The following is a 21087-nucleotide window of genomic DNA, read 5'->3' on the forward strand; positions in this document are numbered from 1 at the left end:
ACTTACTCTTGGGTCTGACGAACAGTAGTGGGATCAAGACGTACGACAACGCTCATACCTGAGCGGATACGGGCATCAGGCGTGGTTGGACGTGCTTTCACCTCAAACGTACGCACATCAAAGCCATCATCATTATTGGTTGGGCGCCAAGTGGCAAAGTCAGATAACGTCGAAGTGGCATAAACCGTAAACTGCTTGGTATAAGGCTGATTGGTCGAGGATAGTGCTGGAATTGTACCTGTAAATTGCTGACCAATCGCAAACTGATTTAGATGTGCTTCGGTGACGTTGAGTACCACCCACTGATCATTGGTATTGACAAGCGTTAAGATGGGTACGCCCTGTCCGATAACTTCTCCTGCATTGACAATAACATTATCGACAATACCGGCGATAGGACTTTTTAAATTGGCTTCTTCTTTTGCTACTAAGGCTTCTTCTAGTTGAGCATCGACTTGCGCGACTTGCGCGCTGGCAGCAGACTTGTCTTCACTGCGCGTGCCTTCCATCGCCAAGTCGTATTGTAAGCGTGAGGCCTCGGTTTGGTCTTGAGTGGCCAAATACTGCGCATAGGCTTCGTCACGTTTTTGCCGTGCCATGAGCCCTTCTTCATACAGGCGATTGACACGTTGGTACGTATTCTCTGCCAAATCAGAAGCGGCCTTATTAGCTTGCCATGCCGCTTTTGCTTGGGCGATTTCTTGTGGACGCGCACCGTTTTCTGCTTTATCTAACTGACTTTGTGCCATCTGTTTGCCAGCGCGTGCTTGGTTGATTTTGGCATTAATCTCAGGTGAGTCCATTTCAATCAGCTGCTGACCTACCGTCACAGTATCGCCCTCGGTCACTAATATTTGAGCAATACGTCCTGATACTTTTGCGGCAATAGAGGTTTGCTGCATCTGCATCTGACCTTGCAAGGTGACAACTTCAGGCTCGCTGTGCTGATTGCTTTTATACAAACCATAAGCAATGATGCCCACTACGATCAAAAACACTAACGCGAGTATGCCTTTTTTTATCAAAGCCGCTCTTTTGGATTTGGCGTTATTACGATGATAGGCGGGTGTAGGCTGCGCTGCTGTAGCTTTAGGCCCATCTTCTGTCGAATCAACGGAAACCTGTTCATTTTGAGAGGTCACTGACTCGGTCGAATCAGTGGGTTTGCGTGAGTTATCTGATTCATGTGGCAATTCAGTCATGACAGGAGGGTTCCTAAAGCGACAAGGTTGAGAGTAAAGGTTTTATGATTAATACACACGAATGGCATAAGGTTTGCCATTTTCTATGACTTGAGAGTTAAAAATAGCACCAAAGGCGATGATAAATGCTGAGTAATAAAGCCACAGCATAATGACCACCGCTGCTGATAGGGCACCAAACTCAGCGCTGTAATTATTAAAATTCTGCACATAAATCGAAAATAGTAAAGATAGCACAATCCAAAGTACAGTCGCCAAAGCCGCTCCTGGCATCAGCTGTTTTAGCACGATAGCGTCACGATTTGGCGCTAGGCGATATAGGCCCAAAAAGCTTAAGAAAATAATACCAGCCAATATCGGCCATCGGCTCCAAAGCGCAATGGTCTTGGCTATTTGAGGAAAAGGAAAATACTCTGCTCCCAGCGGAATAACGGCAATAGAAGATATCGCTATGATCAAGACCACTACTGCCCCGAAGGTCAAACCAATCGCTCGAATCGTACCTTGAATAAAACTGCGTTCTTGGGTGATATGAAAAGCAAGATTGATCAAAATAATCAAAGATTTTATGCCTTTTGAGCCTGCATAAAGGGCAAGAAAACTCGATAACAAAAGACTAAAAGTCAGTGTGGACGTGGTGTTAGAGACCAACTCACTTAAGCGCATATTAAGAACATCATAAACCGTATCTGGTATAAAGGCGCGTAACAGTGAGATTTGTTCTTGCATCTCAGCGGGCGAAAACGCAAGACCATAAATCAGTACAAACACAGCCATGACTGGAAAAATAGACAAAAAGCCAAAATACCCAACGCTCGCACAATGTGCCCAAATACTGGATTTATTTGCGATACGCCATGTTTCTAATAAAGGATGCAGTCCACTGGTCAAGTTGGAAGTTGTTTTTTTCATAAGACAGTTATTCACAATAAGATTAATAATGGTAGGGTGATGGGTAGTTGTATGATAGTTAGTATAAGCGCTTATCCACATACCCTACGATTTTTAATATAAAATCATCATTCCGTATACAAAGTTGGCAACTGAATGTCGGCGGCATTGAGATAAGTATTGAAAGCCATCGGTGTGCCGCAGCTTTGCATCAGTGCTGCCAATGATTGTACATAACTGTTTGCTGCTTGTGCTTGTTCCGTACGGGCTTTGAGCGACTGTGTTTGTGCTTGTACCACATCGATTGGCGTATTCACGCCTTCTTGGAGTCCCAATTGCCGTAGACGTAAAACCTCAGCGGCCAAATCAACATTACTTTGTAGTGCCTGATAACGTGATTGGGCATTATTGACATCGTGCCAGTTCTTTTCGACCAGTAACAACAGGTTGTCACTGACTTCAATCTCGGACAAATCTGCTTGACGTATTTTGGCATTACTAGATGCCAATGAAGCGGTTTTATCGAGTCCGCCCCACAGTTTCCAGCTTGCAGAAACCCCAGCGACCCAGCTGGGATCTTTTTCAACTTGCCCATAGCCATATAGTAAAACAGTGGGTTTATAACCTGTATCTGATAACGCATGTAATTGCTGCGCCTGCGCGCGTTTGGCAGCCACTTTTTGTAGACCTGGGTGATTATTGAGCGCCAAATCTTGAAAATAAGTAACGTCTGGCAAAGGCCGGCTGGAGACAAATAGCGGCGTTGAAGGTTTGATACGATAGTCAGTACGTAGCAGACGCTGTAAAGCCATCATGGCAAGCCTTGCGTCATTGTTGGCATTAACGGATTCGCTTTGTGCATCCGCCAGTGCGGATTGCGCTTCTAAACGATCAACACGTGAGATAAATCCTTCTTCGAAAAGTCGCTGCGCCATATGGTCGGTCTTCTGCAACGTGTCATAAGCATCGTCACGTAAGTAGGCAGCAATAATGGCCAGCTGTGCCTTAAAATAACGCTCAATTAATGTGTTATATAGCTCATTTTTATCTAATAGACTGTCTGCTCGCGCTTCTTGGGTTCGAGCATCAGATACCCCCGTTAACGCCGTGGTACGTCCAGCAGTATAAATTGGCCATACCACGCCAACACCGGCTCCTGTTGTCGAGCCTGAGCGCTTTAATTCGTATGAATCAGGGATACGTTCACCGATTAACTCTCCAAAATTTGGTAAGTCAGGTAACGTAGGAACAGGAGGGGTAATCCCGTCATTTACTTCATTGATAAGACCACTCTTGAGCGTGGATAAATCAAGATCTGTATCCAAGTTATAAGCAGTAGCCGATACTCGCGCAAATACCAAAGGGTTGTCTATGGTTCTAAGCGCGTCCGTTTGATATTCACTGGCGGCAATCGCTGCTTGATTGGCCGCAATTTTTGGTGAAACTTGCAATAGAATGTTTTGAGCTTGTTCAAGGCTCAATAAGCTAGACACTTCTATCGGGTAGCTATTATCCACGCTTTTGTGGGTAATAGGGTCGATAAGGGTGGTTAAGCCAATCGGTTTTCCTGCTTGATGCGGCTCATTATTTGTAATGGCGGTATTGTCATTTTGAGTATTGCTCTGATCATTAGCGTCAACAATTTGGGTCACAGTGATTGGTATCACGTCATTTTGTTGCGCAAGCTCAGTGTCTTCAGTTTGCGCAATAGCTGGAGTAGCCAAACCCAGCATCATAGTCGTCATCACAGCAGTAGACAGCGTCGATAAGGCAAATTTCATAAGTCATGTAAGCCATTAATTAGAGAGCAAGATATTTTGAAGTTGTGTAAAGCGTAAATACTATCGAGCACAGGGCGTGCTAAAAAAAGATCATCAATGAAAACCAATATCAAAAACCAGAGTTTTGTTATTCATGATAAAACGTACACTGTAGTGCCACAATGGTGACGGGTCAATGCTCAGTATTTGTCGGTTTTGCATTGAATGAACAAGGGTTTTATGTTAGTTGTTTGAATTCGAAAAGCACAACCGCATCGCTTATTGAATCACAATAAAAGGTTTATCAAACAGTTAAGGGATAAATCACAGAGGCGTTGATATTATTGGATGTTGATTAAAGAGCCATTAAGTACAGCTAAGTACAGCCAGCATAGACAGTACCAATGTATGTTATATTCCAGAAATCTAAATTATTTGTCTGATTACCACACATAACCGCTAAAAGCCGTCGTTCTTAGTTAATCATATTTTAATAACTGATGATGCGAGAAACTATAAATATGTGCAAATAACAGATAAATGGCTATAAAATATCAATGATAAATGACTGAGATAAGATAGGGTGTGAGTGATGGCAGGATATATTTTGGCTTTAGACCAAGGGACAACCTCAAGTCGAGCGATATTGTACGACGATCATGCGCGTCCAATCAAAATGGTACAGCAGCCAACGATCCTAAAAACGCCGCAGACAGGCTTTGTTGAGCAAGATGCGCAGCAAATCTGGCAGACGCAAATCAGTTGCGCACATGATGTCATCAACCAAGCAGGGCTGCTTGCCACTGATGTCACCAGTATTGCGATTACCAATCAGCGTGAGTCTATCGTCGTGTGGGACAAAAAAACGGGTAAACCATTAGCACCTGCGATTATTTGGCAAGACAGACGTACCGCAAGCTATTGCAAAAAGCTGACTACCGACACTCATAACAGCCAAAATGATATGTCAAGCGACGTACAGCGTATAACAGGTCTACGCTTGGATCCGTATTTTAGCGCCAGCAAAATCGCTTGGCTGTTAGAGCACAACCCCAAATGGCGGGCGCGCATCGACAAAGATGAAATAGCAGTCGGCACGATAGACAGCTGGCTCATCTATAAGCTAACAGGCGGTGAGCATGTCATTGATGTCACCAACGCTTCTCGTACTCTACTATATGACATCAACAAAATGGCATGGTCAGAGGAGTTGTGCGCACGTTTTGCCATACCTATGAGTTTATTACCTAAAGTGCTGCCCTCTGATGGCGACTTCGGTAAAACTAAAAAAGGACTGTTTGCCAAACAAATTCCCATCCATGCGGTACTGGGTGACCAGCATGCCGCACTTTTTGGACAAGGCTGCCTCGATGCTGGCATGGCAAAAAACACGTATGGGACAGGCTGCTTTTTATTAATGAACATTGGGACAAAACCCAAACTTAGTGAACATAAGCTATTGACTACCATTGCCTGGCAAAAAAAATCGACATCGTTGCGCTCTGATAGTCTATCACTTGAGCAAATTGTGCAGTCGGGTCGGCGCATGTTGCAACCGCCTAAAAAAGAAGTCACTTATGCACTCGAAGGCAGTGTGTTTATGGCAGGTGCAATCGTCCAATGGCTGCGTGATAATTTGGGTATGATTCAAAGCAGTGATGAGATTGAACAGCTGGCAAGGCAGGTCGATAGTAGTGAAGATGTGGTGTTATTACCAGCTTTTACAGGGCTAGGTGCACCCTACTGGCGTTCAGACGTCAGTGCTAGCATTACTGGAATGAGTCGCGGTACGACCAAGGCTCATATCGCGCGTGCAGCATTAGAAGCAGTCGCTTATCAGACTTACGATGTGCTGATCGCTATGCAAAAAGACAGTCCTCATCCATTAACTGAATTGAGAGTTGATGGCGGAGCTGCAAATAATGACTTGCTAATGCAGTTTCAAGCAGATTTGCTTAATGTACCAGTATTACGTCCAAAAGACACAGAGGTCACAGCTAAAGGTGCAGCGCTACTTGCTGGTCTAAAAACTGGCCTGTACGATGAAGCCACGATACAAGCTTCTTGGCAAGTTGATCGGATTTTTGAACCTCAAATGTCTAGCGATATGCGTGAGCAGCATCTGAGTAAATGGCAGCAAGCCATTGATAGAGCATTAATTGTTTTATAAAAATACGCTTTCAAAGAACGACTGTATGTAAGGAAACCCAGTCGCTAGATAATGATTAATTACGTAAATGGCTCTACCATCCTACAAAATAGAGAGAAAGATACAGGCTGTAACGCAAGACAATCGCAAGTAAGACACAGTTTACATAATCCGTCTATCTGTTTCTCCCCATAAGTTTTTATACTTTAGAAGAATTAAGTAAAACACCTAATTTATTATTCCAATGATAAGTTAGCACCCAATAACTACCAATATATAAAAACGAATTTAAGGAAGATATTATGAATAACGATGGCCGTATTACAGACCCTAATAACCGTGTTGTTGCGGATGATGACTACCTAGAAGTTGGCGATAGAGAGCGAATTATTGATGACAATCACCGTAGAGTAGCTGGTAATGATCCTATGCTGGACGGTAATAGAGGTGTTCTACATGACAATGACAACATTATAGACAATCATGATGCTATTGATCGTAGTGAAGTAAAACACATGTCGAAAGAGACAAAAAAAGATTTAAACGCTGATGTGATTACAGGTGAGCCAGGTTCTCATCCAGTAGGTACAGGTATTGGCGGTGTAGGCGGAGCAGCGGCAGGCGCAGCTATTGGTACTATGGCAGGCCCACTCGGTACTTTGATTGGTGGTGCCATTGGTGCTATCGTTGGTGGCGGTGCAGGACATGCAGCAGCAGAAGCGATTGATCCAACGCATGAAGAAGCTTACTGGCGTGCTGAACATGCAAATGCTGATTACTACAAAGAAGGTTATGATTTTGACCGTGACTTGCACCCAGCATATGCAGTAGGCTATGCTAACCGTGCACGTTATCCTGCTGATGCTCGTTTTGAAGATCACGAAGCAGATTTAGAGCGTTCGTGGCACGAAGTAAAAGGCGAGTCTCGTCTGGAGTGGAATGAAGCACGTAGAGCTTCAGCCGATGCTTGGAATCGTATATCTTAATATAGATATGCATTCAGAAAAGGGTAGTATTTCCAAGCGCTTATCTGACTTACGTAATTGGTCAATCTATTATATTACTCTCATATGACAAGAGTTAGTTTGATTGTAGAATTGGTCTTTTTACTAAACAAAATCAGTAAGATTTGTGCTAATTTAAAGCTTCCAGAGTAATCTTTGGAGGCTTTTTTGCTGCAAATGAGTATGTAATAAATTAAACTTGATAATATCTGTTCTCAATAAATATAATAATAGGTGATTTAGGATGAGTAGTATGGAAGATAGTGGTCAAAAACAGTTTTATATTGCGACAGCCAACTTACTCAATTTTGCCAATCCTGATCGTGTTTATTATGAAAATGCGCCCGCTTATAGTCAGCACCAATACCAGCATAAACTGTGTGGTATCACTGATTTGTTAGCGAAGGCGCATGCTGATATTATTGCAGTGCAAGAGGTATGGGATAGTCAGGCACTTGAAGAGTTGGCTGTTGCTTTGGGTTTTGAGCCAAAGCATGTTGTCGCGCCGCTGGCAAGTAATGACAGGGCAAGCTCATATACTCAAGGTAGAGGCGCACAGAATACGCCTGCTGTTGGGATTATTAGCCGTTTTGAGCAACTAGAATGTAGTTTGTTAGAAGATATTTTGCCAAAAGCTGTGATTGATATACCTGATATTGGATTGTATCAACGTTTCAATCGTCCGCCACTGGTATTACGTGTCAATGCATATGGCCAGCCAATAACGATTGTGACAACCCATCTAAAAAGTAAGCGCGCTTTTTTCTTGCGCGATGAAAACGGTGATTTGTTAGAAGATATGGATGATCCAAATATCCGAGTCCGTGCCAAACTGCGCAGTTTATGTATGCGTGCAGCAGAGGCAGCTTCTATTCGCATGTCTATCATAGAGCGCCTACATCATACTCGTGAGCCACTCATATTGTTGGGTGACATGAATGATGTCACTGGCAGTGTTACCACACAGTTAATGGCTGAGACTGGCGAAGTTAACTATGATAAGAGTATGCGTGATATTGCCTTGTTTGATGCGGCGCGTATTCAATCACGTTATGATTGGATGAGAGATGTGGCTTACACTCATATATATCAGGGTATGCCAGAGGTGATCGATCAGTTATTTGTCTCAGAAGAGTTTTTGCCTGATAGCAAGTTTTCACTGGGCCAAGTTGAGAGAGTAGATTACTTTAATGACCATTTGAAGTGGGATTATGCAGATAGAGTCATTGATCATGGTATTATAAGAGCGAAAATCAAACTTAATGATTAGTTTTAATTGAACGATTAATTTTATTGCAATTCATGGTCAGCTTGACTAAATTGTTGATCTGAACATCATTTTAACCCATTCATCTCCCTTGCTTGATAGTGTACAAGCGTTTATGATGCCTCTGCAATGAGTCTTATAGCGCTGATACTAGCATTATATTATTGACTGATAGGAAATATTTCTTCAATTAGGAGGAATATCTTCCAATGAAGATTATTTTTATAAATTAGGGTGTAATTTTAAGAGACTTACAATGAGCGAAAACAAAGACGAAAAAATTGAAGATGTGTTGGTAGACTCGGAACTGGCAAAGAAACTTGTTCCAAATAAGTTTAAGTTTACCAGCCAACAAGGCCGCGCACGTCGTCAAAAACTTTTGGCGGGTGCCAAGAAGTTGAGTGAAACACAACCGATTAACGATATTACGTTGGCGGCTGTGTGTGAAGAGGCGGGTATTCCAAGAGCTTCTGCCTATCATTTCTTCCCTAATATCGAAGCAATATTTTTAGCATTGCGTTTTTTGAATGCGATCGAGATATTAGAAATCGTAGAAACGGTTGATGTGGGTAATTACGACAGATGGCAAGGGTACTTAACGGCTCTGATTGACCAATGTGTGATGATCTTCCATAACGACGAAACCAAAGCCAAACTTATTTATGATACCAATACACCTGATTTTGAAGGTGACAGTTTTGGCGAAGATATGGATCATCAAATCGTCGATTTGGTTTATAAGCGTCTGTCAGAACGTTATGAGATGCCAAACTTTGAAGACGTACAAGACACCTTATTGATTGCCTATAGCATTGTGAATGCGATATTCACGTTGTCTTATCGTCGTCATCAAAGTATTACAGATGAATACATCCAAGAAGCGAATACGGCATTCATTGCTTACTTACGCTGTTATTTGCCAGAGAAGTTACCGCGTAAAAATCGCTAAGACAACTGGTCAAATACTATTGAGTAGTGGTAAAAAGGCCGACATTAATTGTCGGCTTTTTTGTTATTGTTCAGAGGCGTCAATATCTGTCCACGGCAGACGTCATCACTGGCATCCAAAGGTGCATACTGCTTGTAGTAGCTGACGATAGCCTGTTCTAAAGCGACGTTAGTTTGTGAATCGTGGGCATTCACATAAGCTTCGCGTGCTTGCTCAAGCCAGCGATCCGCCATTCGAAAATGTATCCCTGACTCGCGCCAACCGCGCTCGCACTGATTGGTTGCTGCCCAAATTAATGCCACTTCACTAAATGCCATTTCACGTGGTGCTGACTCTATACCATCACTGTCTTTGAGCGCGCTTAGCGTTGCCCATAGATCAGGACGCATTAGAGCAGAGGTTGTTGGGATGTCTTGCTGTAGAGCGATGTCTTGTGTGGTATCATTTTTTAGCGCTTGCAATATAGACTCTGCCATGTCTACCGCCATGGGACCAGCAGGTGAGCGGCTATTCATGCTGTCTTGATGAATCGCATAATTAAGCCATGCTTGTGCTTTATAGGCCAGATATTGCTGACGTGCGGTTTTGTCTTTTTGCTGATAGGGCTGTAGCTGCTTTATCATACAGTTAAGCACACGTTGCGGCGTGCTTTGGTATTTATAAGAAGGAGTTTGAGTCTCTATATCAGTGTGACAATCTACAATACTTTTTGTATTCACGATTTGAGTCGTATCGGTAGCGATATTATCTGCCGCTGATGCAAGCGAGGCCATGCTCAAAAGTAATAGTCCTAAGAGCGTAGCCTGTAGGGGTTGGGTACAAGCACTGGTGTTAAGGGCAGCTTTGAGCATAATGCAAACCTTATAGGAAGATAATAAGTGTTGGTATTTACCATTATTAGCGCTGATTTTGTGGTCTCTAGTCTCACAAATTATAATGCCAAAACCATCAGGTATGATTTAAGACACCACCAGCAACACTATAAGCTAGTGTCGCCGATTTGAATAGAGTCACTATTTAGACGCTTGTTTTTGCGTGGGTCTTCACGTTTGAATAGGTTTTCATCAAACTTGAAACGCAGTCTAAAGTAAGCACCTTCTTGGGTGCTATCATCATAAGCAATGTCTTCGTCCTCAAACCCCATGAAATTGTAGCCAAGAGACAACCAAAGATTGGTCATTGGGCTGTAGCCAACTTCAGCGCCAAGCATATAAGCCAAGTCATTTGCTTGATTGTTCCAGTACGTGCCAGCTTGCAATCCAACATCCCAGCGCTCGCTGATGTCATAAAGTCCACGACCATAGACGGCATGAGCCGTGTTGTTACTGGTCAGGCCATCTGCCTCGTATTCTGTATATTTACCTGCATAGCGACCAGACAGTGTTAATGGACGCGTTGGATGATAGTTACCATTCCATGACCAAACGGTCGTGTCTTTTTGATAAGTGTCATCACCCGTATTATTATCATCCAAACGATACTCAAGCTTTGCAAGCATGTCGAGCTGATTGCTATCGTAATCACGGTAAGCCGCGCCTAATTGGAAGCGATTGATTGTGCGATCACCGTCATTATAGTCAATGCGTGAGTAGGTGTCTTTGGCAAGTAAAGTCACCTCATCAGTGTAACGATAAGCAATACCAGCGCTACCAAGTAACGTGTCGCTCGTTTCGCCCCAACGTTTTTCGACACGACCTGAAGCTTTGTAATTTTGCTTGGCAAGGTATTCAACGCCAATACCTGCGGCGGTTGCGGTGTTGTTTTCTTCACCTTCGAGTGACTCAACACGCTCAAGCAATGTGTTTAGGGTTAGGCCTTCTTGCACATACCATTTGTTTTTTAGACCGAGAGCGGCTTCAGCTTCACGTGCGCTAATAGCATCACGCATACGATACTCGCTATAGACCTTACCATCTTTCATGTAATTGGCATCAAAACCAACCACGGTGCGTTGACGCTCATCGGTATCATCAAGACCATAAGTGCCAGATAGACTGTTGATCAAGTCATGACGCGCGTACAATCGACCTAAGTTTCCGATAGGCGTTTCGCCGCCGATAGACGTGGCATTGCGTGAGCTGTTGTCGATATCCTGCTCGTATTCTGCAAATACCAAGCTATTATTAAGTTTAGGCAGGCGAGAGGTGATACGAGCACGAACGGTCGTACCTTCGATGTCTTTATCAGCATCACTCACGCTACTCAAGGCAGATTGGTTGATGATGTCATCGTTAAACAATGTGTCATCAGTGATATCTACAACATCTGTGGCGGCTTGCGTATTACGCGAGGCGGCAGTGGCATCTTGCTTATAGTAGCGGACACCAATCTCGCCAACGACGTTTTCACTCAGGCGTTGCTCGATACTGGCTTGTACGCCTTCACGACTCGCTTCGGTAGTATGGTCTTCGGTATATATACCTTCTAACTTCAGGGCAGTCTTTTTATTGTTTAGCTTATGGATAACTTCTACACCAGACTCCGTACGTCCAGCGGTAAGCGGTGACGCACCAGTGACAAAACCTTCGTCAGCATCATTATAATAAGCCTTGGCACGGGTGTTTTTCTTATTGTCAAAGTCAAGCTCGACACGTAATGCATCACCTTTCACGTTGTTGTCGTCTAGTTCTGTCGTATTGATCTGATTGCTTGCTTGATAATTTGGGTTCTCAGCTTTATTCATCGCATATTCAGCGACCAGCTTCAACTTATCATTGAATTTGATAACGCTATTGATACTAGCCAGCTCTTCTTTGTTCAATGGATCGTCGCTATTGATATAGCTACCACCGATAGAGACTTTATCCGTCAGCTGTTGTTTAGCAGCGATACCGCCAACTAAATAGTCTTCACCACCTTCGTCGACCTCTACTGTGACACGAATATAGATAGGATTGCCTTCAAGATCTTGGCTGGCAATTGGTGATTTCAAAAATAAGCTACGGCTAATCGGGTCAATTTCATAATCAGCAAAGCGAGTCAGAGTCTCACGGTTAATGATGAGTCCAGGATTGTTGGCATCACGAGTGATAACTTCAACCGTTTCAGAGTTTTCTAGTACCGCATCAAAATCTTTAGCAAGTGGATATGGCCCAGAAATACCCAAACCGCGAGTCTCGTTCACACGCTGGCTAGTGCTGGTCTCTGCCAAAAATGCAGTCACGCGAGTATTGTTGTCTTCGAACTGAGTTTTTAGACCAGTCAATGTACGGTTGTACTGTCCCAGTTTGATGCCTTCATCATTGTCAATTTGGGTTTTTAGATCGCCATACATAGCAAACGAGCGACCTTTGTCCACACGCACATAGAGCTTGCTAGTTGATTGCGCATCAAAGCCTTTGGCAGATGAATCGCCATAGACAGGATAGTACTCGCCAGGATCGATATCGCGGAACAGGCGCTCGCCTTTTTTATCACTGTCATAAGCTAGAGTCAACAAATAGTCGCCACGTACTTTGCCTTTAAGGAACATGGCGGCACGACCTGATGCGGTATAGTCGTCGTTACCAGCAAAATCATTCAGCTCTTGCTCAAATGCACCTTGCGCATCAGTGATACTACTACCATCAAAGTCTTTGAGTGAAATGGCACCTTCAACGATACCAACGGCAATCAGTGGACGCAGTTTGGCTGTGAACTGTAGTGGGATGGTCTGCTTGCTGCTACCAGTATCGATGACAAGCTCACCTTTACCTGGTACGCTTGGTGCCGTGACTGGTATCAACAGCTCGCCACCTGATACAGTAACTTGAGTGCCCGCTTGATCTTTGCTGCTATCGGTAAGGTTAATACGGCCAATGTTGGTGTCGATAGTGATAGGGGTCGAGGCAATATAAGGGCGGCCATCGCGATCTTTTAGGCTGATAACGATTTGGTATTCGCTGATACCATCTGCAGGGACTAACTGCGCTTGAGTACGGTAATCAATCGTTTGCAGAATATCTGGCGTTAGTACCTGAATGGTTTGCTCAGAGATAACCTTACCATTTACGTCAGTCGCCACGCCGCGCAAGGTATTTTTGCCACGTTGTAAGTCAACCGCATAATAATCAAAAGCCATGACGCTTTGTTTCTTTTGCTCAGCAGTTTTACCAATTTGTTCTTCTGATATGGCTTTTCCATTGGCGTATAAGGTAAATACCGATCCTAGCGGAGCCTGTACTTGCACTATTTGCTTGTAAGTGCTGAGCTGCTGACCGTCGCTCAAGTTAATAAAAGTGACGTTATTGTTGGCCACTTCTTTTAGATATTCTTCAAGCTCTTTTTCTTTGGGTGCAGCAATTTTATTGACTTCCATTTTGATGCTGTCAGTACTAAGGTTCGCCGATTCATTAACAATGGCAAAGTCACACTGAATGCTTTGATCTAAAATATCGTTAGACTTGCAGCCACTGGCATCGACATTGTCTGTATTGTTGATATCGTAATCAGGATCCAAGATGAGCTCAGCTTTTACCGCTTGCTCAAGGGTGTCGTTTTTTGCACTGATGCTTTTGCTACGAGCGATAAGCTCAGCGTTTAAGCGTTCAGTGCTGTCAGCCATACCGCCAACTATCGCAAAATCTGCACGATGTAGCTCACCGTATTTTAAATCTACAAAACGGCTACCAGCATCACCAGCGTTACGGTTACTTTGAGTGACCAGTTCTGTTTCTTTCGGCAAAGTAGTGCGGTCAACTTTTAGTACGTGTGTTTTGGCGCTAACCCCATAGAAGTTATACTTACCTTCAGGATCAGTCACGATGAAATTACCGTTTTCCATATAGATACGTACGCCAGCAACACCAAGCTCGCCATCTTCTTTCTGCTGAATACCGTCACGGTTGATATCGTGATAGACCTTACCGATGATGATGCTATCAGTATTCATAATGCCGCGGCTGACCTCGACAGGCCACTGTGCTTCTAATGATGCCAAAGTATTGTTGTTGGCATCACGGCCATGCGCGGTGGCGCGGTTAACACCATCACCACCCAATGCTGATGAGCCAATGAGCACACGATATCTGATATTTTTGGTTTCACCAGCCGCTATCGTGCCTAGGTTTAGCACTTGGTATTTGCCATTTGCTTTAAATTCAGTCGTTTGGGCTTGATTGACATCGATACTAGCAGTTTGACCAACACGCACACTATTGTTGACATAATCAAAACCGCGTGGCAGCGCATCTTTTAACTCGACATCATAAACAGGTGCGGTACCATCGTTAGTGACCTTGACAGTATAATTGACGTAATCACCAAACTCTGCCGATTTTACATCACCTTCTTTTTCCACTCTTAGCGTCGGTGCATCATCAACGATAAGGATGTTGCTATTGATATCATCGGTAATTAAGTCGAGATCAGAGGAGGTTGGCTGCTGATTCAAACCTACTGAGGCTGCGATACAAGCGTCCAAATGAACATTCAGATTATCATCTTTCAATGTTTGAATGATTTTATCATTGATAGCATTGGCATTGTTTTGAGTAGCTGCTGAAAGCTGATATTTGCCAGTATTGTTACCTGTTTCTATGCCTTTGAGTGAGTAGGTATCTCCAGTTTTTGCTGATTTAATGGTTACCCATACTTGATCGGGCTTGTCCGTTTGCACGTTGCATTGAGCGTAGCTGGTACTGACATAAACATCTTCATTAATTTGTGACGTGGTTTTACTTTCATCAAATTTAGGCGTAGTGAATTTGATGCCAGACTCAACGATGACTAAGCTATCAGTTGCCATTACGTTATTTATTGACGGATCCTCTAATACAATGGCACCGATCTTAATATTAGCAGTATCCCCGTCTTTACCATTAGCGTCTGATAAAGCTTGTACAATAAGCTGTATGTTTTCACCCTGTCCAAGCTTGATTTGAGCGCTCATATCATCAAGAATAATCTGTCTATCACCACTATCGATGAGGCCATTTTTATTCAAATCTTGATAAACTTTTAAATTAGATAGAGTGGGCGATACATCAAACGTCAGCTCAACATTTTGATTGCTATAGCTAGTATTACTAAGCACATTACTCCAGCTTACTAGCGTGTTAGGTGCGACAGTGTGTAAAGGTTGCTGAGTTAAACTGATGCCGTATTCAGGTAAGGCAGAAGCTTTGACTTGTACTTTATTTGAAATGCCATTTTGTTTAATAGAATCAACGACATAATTCACATTAGCAATGTTGTTGATAGTTTGTACGAGGGCGCTAGGCGCAGCGAATGCCGTATTTGATTGCATAAGCAACATTGCAGCCGTCAGCGCAGAGATCTTCGCTGTACACAATGCGGTACGATTAGACGGTGTCATGATAGATAGAGTCATATGTCGCTTATCCAATAAAACATAAAGAGGTAACAGGGTAGAGCGTCTCTAGCTTGACTCATTAAAAAATAATTGGTTCAAGCTAGAGAGATGTACTATAAGCACCTTGTGGCGCTTATAGGGTATTTGATTATTAATTAGTGCCTGTTTGCGAAGGTTTTGCGGCAAATATAACGTTGGCTGTCGTATTAGCAGCGATACTCGCAAATGTCACTTGTATTGACTGACCAAGTGTTTGAGTCGTTGCTGTTGGTGACGATGAAAAGCTATTGGATTGATAGGTAAGTTTGCTATCTAATGTATCTGAAACCACAAGGTTGTTAACGATTTTGGTAGCATCCATAAATGTGTTTTTGGCTTCTAATTTATAGAAGACACATTGATCAGCAGTAGCAGTTACATTACCAGTCGACCATGCAGCAGCGGTAACACCAGGGTTGGCATCACAATTAGCCGCTATTTGGTATTTCTTCAGATTGATACCCTGCAAGGTCGTCGTAGAGGTTGTAGACAGTGGGTTGCCAGCAGTGCTAGTAGGCGCGGCAGTACCGCTAACGGCACCATTAGGCTGTACAGCGACGGTTAAAGTCTCAAAGTCACCTATGTTGTTTACGTTATCTGTTGTAGAGTTTGGATCGTTGCTACCTTTACCTGTTGAAGCGACCTGTACGCCAATTTTGACGCTCTCGCCAGGCGCTAACCCTTTACGAGTGGTCGTACTACCTGTCACGAAAGGAGTGGCAGCATTAAGATCGTAGATGCCATTCACACCAGTAAGTTCAATCTCACCAGTGTCAAACTTACCATTGTTGTTAGCGTCTACATAGACACGTGCGATACTGATGTTAGGATTATCAATGATGCCGTTATCTTGAGTAGCCGTTGGCTTTATAGACAGTTTGACAGCATTGGCGCTATTGCCTGTTCCTGCTGCTTCTGTAACGTCAGTACCATTGTTGGTGATGGTATACGTGTAATTGTTGGTCACATCATTAACAGTGTTTGGGGTAACAAGCGCAATTTCTTTATTGGCACCAGGAGTGATGGCAATAGCACGCGTTTGATTGGTCGTGTTTACGGTTGCATTGGTATTATCGTCTTTACCTATTAGAGGTTTAGCGGGATCTTCATAAGTGCTTTCAGTAGGACCGCCTGGAGTAGTACCATTATCAGATCTATCGATGATATCAGGCGTATTCGCAGTGGCATCGTCTTTGGTATTGTCTCTGACAACTGCATAGTTGACGAATGAGCTAGTAGCGGTTGCGCCAGTTGCTTTTTTGGCACGGAAAGTGACGGTGATTGTTTCGCCAACTTTGATATTTTGACCAGCTACCGTGATGGTTTTGTTGGCGGCTGATAGTACAGCTGTACCTGTTGCACTACCATTAGAGGCAGTAACAGTAGGCGCTACATAGTTAGCTTCTCCTGACGCTATTGCTACCAAGCCTGATGGTAGATCATCTGAGATACTGATTGCAGTACCAGCGATATTACCTTCGTTTTTTACGGTAATCGTATAATCAACATAAGCAGTGGCATTATTTAAATCTAAGTTACTGTTACCAAGGTTGGTAATCGCCGATTTTGTGATAGCGTAAAGTGGCGTTTTGGTTAACGCATTATCAGTGTTAGTGGCGGTATAAGTAGTAACAGCGCTGTTACTAGGTTTCGATTTTAAGTAGGCACTTTGAGCAGTGACGGTTAAGATACCATTGGCATCGGCAACCCGTTTAGTATCGGCTTGAGCTGTCACGGTGATTAACGCTTTTTCGCCTGGTGCTAATGCAATCGTACCGCCGTTAGCAATGGTCACCAAACCCCCAGTGTTAGCACCGCTAGCATCAACTTTTTGATACTTGATAATACTACTGCCTAGGTTGTAATCAAAATCATCGCCCGTGGCATTGGCAATATTGATGGTATAAGTATCATTAATGTTACCAGCATTGGCCAAGGTATGGGTGAAATCTACGGTTGAAACGGCTTGTGCATTAATAGCGCGATCTCTACCAAAATCATCGTTGGGATTGGCATCAACAACAGTAGAAATCAAACTAAAAGAACCCGTTTCAGAAACATTAACAGTGACTACGTTTGATTCCGCGTTTTGTACAGTCGTATTACCAGCGACAGTATAAGAAGCTGTGGCTTTGTTATTTACATTGAATGAGCCAGACGTACCACCTGTTGGGGTAGCTGCATTGGCAGTAGTAATACCCATAGCCGCAACCACACCGATGGTCAACACTGAGTATTGGAATAAATTAGGTTTCATGCGGTCAATCTCCAGAAGGTTTAAGATAAAAGCATTGTGTAAGTATTAGTTGACGATTGTGTTGAGTGATACGGCGGCGGATTTCATGGCTGGTAATAGCTTGATATTCCAACGAAGGCTACGGTATTCAGAAAACGGCACCTTAACTACTTTGCCATTTACTTTACGCATCAAAGGCATGTCAGCATAGTTCTGACCATCAGTACTGGCCTGAGCGCTAGCAGGAGTGGCGTCACCTGTGAATACCATGTTGGTAGGAATTGGTAGTGCTACCATCAAATCGTTAATATCTTTATTGATAGTATTGGTATAAGTTGCTTTGTATTGAATGACAGTACCTTTTGGTGCTGTGCGTACTGGCGAATAAACCGTTTTACCTTCTGCATTTTTGATAACTTGATTAGCAGTTAAATCCATTTTCAAGGCATCATCAGCGTGAGCGGTACCTAATACACAGGTAGAGGCCAACGCTGCTAACAAAATGTTGGTTACAAGCTTAAATCGTTTCATATAAAATCCTTGTCTCGATCGTAATGCTAATAAGGTATTAACTTACAAATCGCGGAGTAATTAACCTGAATCTGTTATAGAAAGTACGCATAAAAAATAGGTATTTTCTTCTTTGGTGATTTTCACGTAAACGATACAAATAATCACTATAAAGATGACAAAGGGCTTATTAAGGTGACCAAACGGCAAAAGCCCTATCTTGGCAGATAGGGCTTTTTGGCATGAAAACGAAAGCTAGTAGATTAGGTGAGAATTAATGACTGATCGCTACTGAGTGTCTACAGTAGTACCGTATTTGGTATTGAAATAAAATATGCGTTTATCTCTTTTGGGCAATGTCTGAGATATGGTTCGTATCGTGCCATTTTGTCCATTGCTCAGGCCATCGTTAAACACATTGGCTTCACGAGCAGGGGTAGTCAGGACTGAGGTTACAGTCGCATTATTGATCCCTTTTTTCTGTAAAATGTCTTGCATGATAAAATTATCAATAGGGATATTGGCGCGATTGGTCGCTGTAATTCTATAAGCAATGCATTGACCTGGACGTATATCAGGGTTGTCACCTTTTTCATTTAAAGCATCTTTGCTGTATTTGAGCGAAACATCTGTCAAGGAGGTGATGTCACACTTATTTGCCGCCTGTTCTTTTTCTAATACTAAAGCTGAGTTCTCAACAATAACTCGACCAAAGTTATTGTTTGGATAGTTATAAGTAGACGATTGAAAATTAATGGACCTACTGCCGGAAGTGGTGCGTATTGGAAAAGAAGTAGAACCTTCTTTCCTTTTTTCCACTAAACATAGGTTGGAGTATCCTGCCAATTGTGCTGCAGAAACATTGATCGAATACAACCCATTAACTGCGACTGGTTGTGAGGCAATAATTGTTCCTGAGCAATTGGTCAGATCGACCGTACTATCGTTATCAGAAATAACCGTTTCAGCATTGGGTGCCGTGTTATCGAATACGCCATTAAAGTAATTAGTGTTATTGGCATAAGGGCCAGTCACAATATCGGCATTAGAGGCATTGGCATTAGTGATGCCGCCATTGTCATTGAACACAGTGCCAGAGAAGTTATAATTGTTTACCGAGTTGGTGATAGTACAAGTGATTTCATCACCATATGTCGTATTAGCAAGTGTAAACGAGCGAGTTTTAGCGGTGGCGTTGTAAGTCATTGCAGCAGTCGGCATGACTGTGGTGCTACCAGTCGTGGCGTTGGTGCAGGTATAGGTAGCGTTATAGCTCGCTATATCACCAAGTGCTGTACCATTGATGGCTCGTTCTGTAATAGTGTAGCTTGTGTTCTCCGCTAAGGTGAGTGTAGCGCTAGTACCGTTTGTAATGGTGGAGCCTGTACCAGTGGTGGTAAAGCTGTTTGTCGCTATTGAGCCGCCAGTAGCGGTTATCTCAAATTGATCTCGTTTAGTGTCACTGTCATTCACACGGTTGCCATTAAGTGCCTTTTTGATTATCAGCTTAGGCGGTGCCAAGCAAAAATAAAAGTCAGAGTAGCCTACAGCGTGTGGGCTATTTACTTGTGAAAGTGTATTGTTGTGCTTAAGGTTTAGAGCAATATTTGCAAGATTGTAGTTCCAAGCGGCGTCTATAGTACAGCCTCCAGCACCACAATTGAGCCCTGAACGAGCTGTTACGATATCGCGAGCCGCATTTATCGTATGGAAGTTATTGTTAAAGGTTAATTGTCCTTTGCTAGAAGAGACATCCACTTGTTCAATATAAGGTACTTGTCCAGTAGCTCCAGTTGAGTCTAGGTCTTGAATTTTATATCCAGTTTTACTCGTAGATTGATTCACTTTGACGTCTAAAACGTGGTTGGTTCTAGAGGTTGCTGATACAGGAGAGTTATGAACCAAGTTGATAGCTGAATTGGTTACACCGCTCAAGCTATCATAAAAAGGAGATTCAGCATTTGGCGGAGCACTAATGGCAGTAGTGGTTTTGTCTAGTATGTTAGAAAAAGCAATTGTGAATGTTTTATTTCCAGATGACTCTGTGAAAGTAAAACTTTTGGTGGTTTGTCCAGCTGTCCAAGTCAACGTTTGAGAAACGACAAGAGACGATGGGGTAGAAGCAGGAGGATTGGCACCAATATAATACATTTTATGATTGGCAGGACACATACCAGTTGCAGAGGTTTCATTTGATGCAAAATCAGCGCGAGCACTATTAAGAGTAAGTATCAAACTTAAAAATAGAGCAGATATGATAAAATTTAGCATTTGACTGACGTTAAGGTATTTACCCAAGATTGGATATCTATCGATACACATCTAACCACCCCGATCCAAGTTTGTATCAAATAAAAATTACTGTGTAAGAAAAGTAAAGATTAGTAATTTTTATTAACTTAATATATCTAAGATCAGTATCAAAAGCTTTTTAAAAAGGACGAAAGGTTCATATAGTGCGATGAGTAACCATAGAATTATCAATTCCATTGTAAGTTGATAAGCCTATAAATATTTACCTAATCACTAATCAATATTTATTTCAAAAATACTTGTCATATCACCATTTCTTTATAGTTATAAACAACTGTGGCATAAACGCCTATAATAAAGGGTTATTATCGTTTGATGGTTGATTATAGGAGCTAGGCTGAGAGCGTATTTTACTATCTGATTATTCAGTTAGCATACGATATATAGATGCACAGTAGTACCGTTTTTACTTTAATTACGTTGGATGCCCAAGATTATGAAATGATCAAATGCAGCCGTATACATGCAGAATACT

Annotated in this window: 12 protein-coding genes; 4 read left to right on the forward strand and 8 right to left on the reverse strand. The window is 42.7% G+C overall.

Features of this window, described 5'->3' with window-relative positions; all coding sequences use genetic code 11:
• Positions 1-2: 2 nt before the first annotated feature.
• From CZ794_RS09335 to CZ794_RS09345, 3 genes are all read right to left on the reverse strand, one after another.
• Positions 3-1202 carry an HlyD family secretion protein gene (locus CZ794_RS09335; protein WP_087041323.1) on the reverse strand — a complete coding sequence of 400 codons (1200 nt, stop codon included), beginning with the start codon at positions 1200-1202 and terminating at the stop codon, positions 3-5.
• Between the two features lie 48 nt (positions 1203-1250).
• Positions 1251-2114, reverse strand: a complete 864-nt coding sequence (locus tag CZ794_RS09340; RefSeq protein ID WP_179207280.1) for a YihY/virulence factor BrkB family protein — start codon at positions 2112-2114, stop codon at positions 1251-1253.
• Positions 2115-2221: 107 nt separating this feature from the next.
• The gene (locus tag CZ794_RS09345) at positions 2222-3874 is read right to left on the reverse strand and encodes a TolC family protein (protein WP_087041325.1); all 1653 of its coding nucleotides are present in this window, start codon (positions 3872-3874) and stop codon (positions 2222-2224) included.
• Between the two features lie 571 nt (positions 3875-4445).
• Between CZ794_RS09345 and glpK the strand changes: the two genes are divergently transcribed.
• The 4 genes from glpK to CZ794_RS09365 all read left to right on the forward strand — a co-directional run bounded on the left by glpK (position 4446) and on the right by CZ794_RS09365 (position 9222).
• Complete coding sequence (gene glpK, locus CZ794_RS09350; protein ID WP_087041326.1) at positions 4446-6023, forward strand: glycerol kinase GlpK; 1578 nt, start codon at positions 4446-4448, stop codon at positions 6021-6023.
• A gap of 494 nt (positions 6024-6517) precedes the next feature.
• Complete coding sequence (locus tag CZ794_RS09355; RefSeq protein WP_227681041.1) at positions 6518-6988, forward strand: hypothetical protein; 471 nt, start codon at positions 6518-6520, stop codon at positions 6986-6988.
• A gap of 262 nt (positions 6989-7250) precedes the next feature.
• Positions 7251-8276 (forward strand): endonuclease/exonuclease/phosphatase family protein, encoded by a 1026-nt coding sequence (locus tag CZ794_RS09360; protein WP_087041328.1) that lies wholly within the window; start codon positions 7251-7253, stop codon positions 8274-8276.
• A 253-nt stretch (positions 8277-8529) separates the two neighbouring features.
• Complete coding sequence (locus tag CZ794_RS09365) at positions 8530-9222, forward strand: TetR/AcrR family transcriptional regulator (protein ID WP_087041329.1); 693 nt, start codon at positions 8530-8532, stop codon at positions 9220-9222.
• A gap of 44 nt (positions 9223-9266) precedes the next feature.
• Here the strand turns inward: CZ794_RS09365 and CZ794_RS09370 are convergent, their stop codons facing one another.
• From CZ794_RS09370 to CZ794_RS09390, 5 genes are all read right to left on the reverse strand, one after another.
• A complete protein-coding gene (locus CZ794_RS09370) occupies positions 9267-10073 on the reverse strand; it encodes a hypothetical protein (RefSeq protein WP_087041330.1) in 807 nt (268 codons plus the stop codon).
• A gap of 128 nt (positions 10074-10201) precedes the next feature.
• On the reverse strand, positions 10202-15532 hold the full coding sequence (locus tag CZ794_RS09375) for an SdrD B-like domain-containing protein (protein WP_087041331.1): 5331 nt from the start codon (positions 15530-15532) through the stop codon (positions 10202-10204).
• Positions 15533-15665: 133 nt separating this feature from the next.
• The gene (locus tag CZ794_RS09380; protein ID WP_087041332.1) at positions 15666-17810 is read right to left on the reverse strand and encodes a DUF11 domain-containing protein; all 2145 of its coding nucleotides are present in this window, start codon (positions 17808-17810) and stop codon (positions 15666-15668) included.
• A gap of 45 nt (positions 17811-17855) precedes the next feature.
• Positions 17856-18320, reverse strand: a complete 465-nt coding sequence (locus CZ794_RS09385; protein ID WP_087041333.1) for a hypothetical protein — start codon at positions 18318-18320, stop codon at positions 17856-17858.
• A gap of 267 nt (positions 18321-18587) precedes the next feature.
• Complete coding sequence (locus tag CZ794_RS09390; RefSeq protein ID WP_143515717.1) at positions 18588-20621, reverse strand: hypothetical protein; 2034 nt, start codon at positions 20619-20621, stop codon at positions 18588-18590.
• Positions 20622-21087 lie beyond the last annotated feature (466 nt).

This window comes from Psychrobacter sp. JB385 (assembly GCF_900163785.1).
Classification (GTDB): domain Bacteria; phylum Pseudomonadota; class Gammaproteobacteria; order Pseudomonadales; family Moraxellaceae; genus Psychrobacter.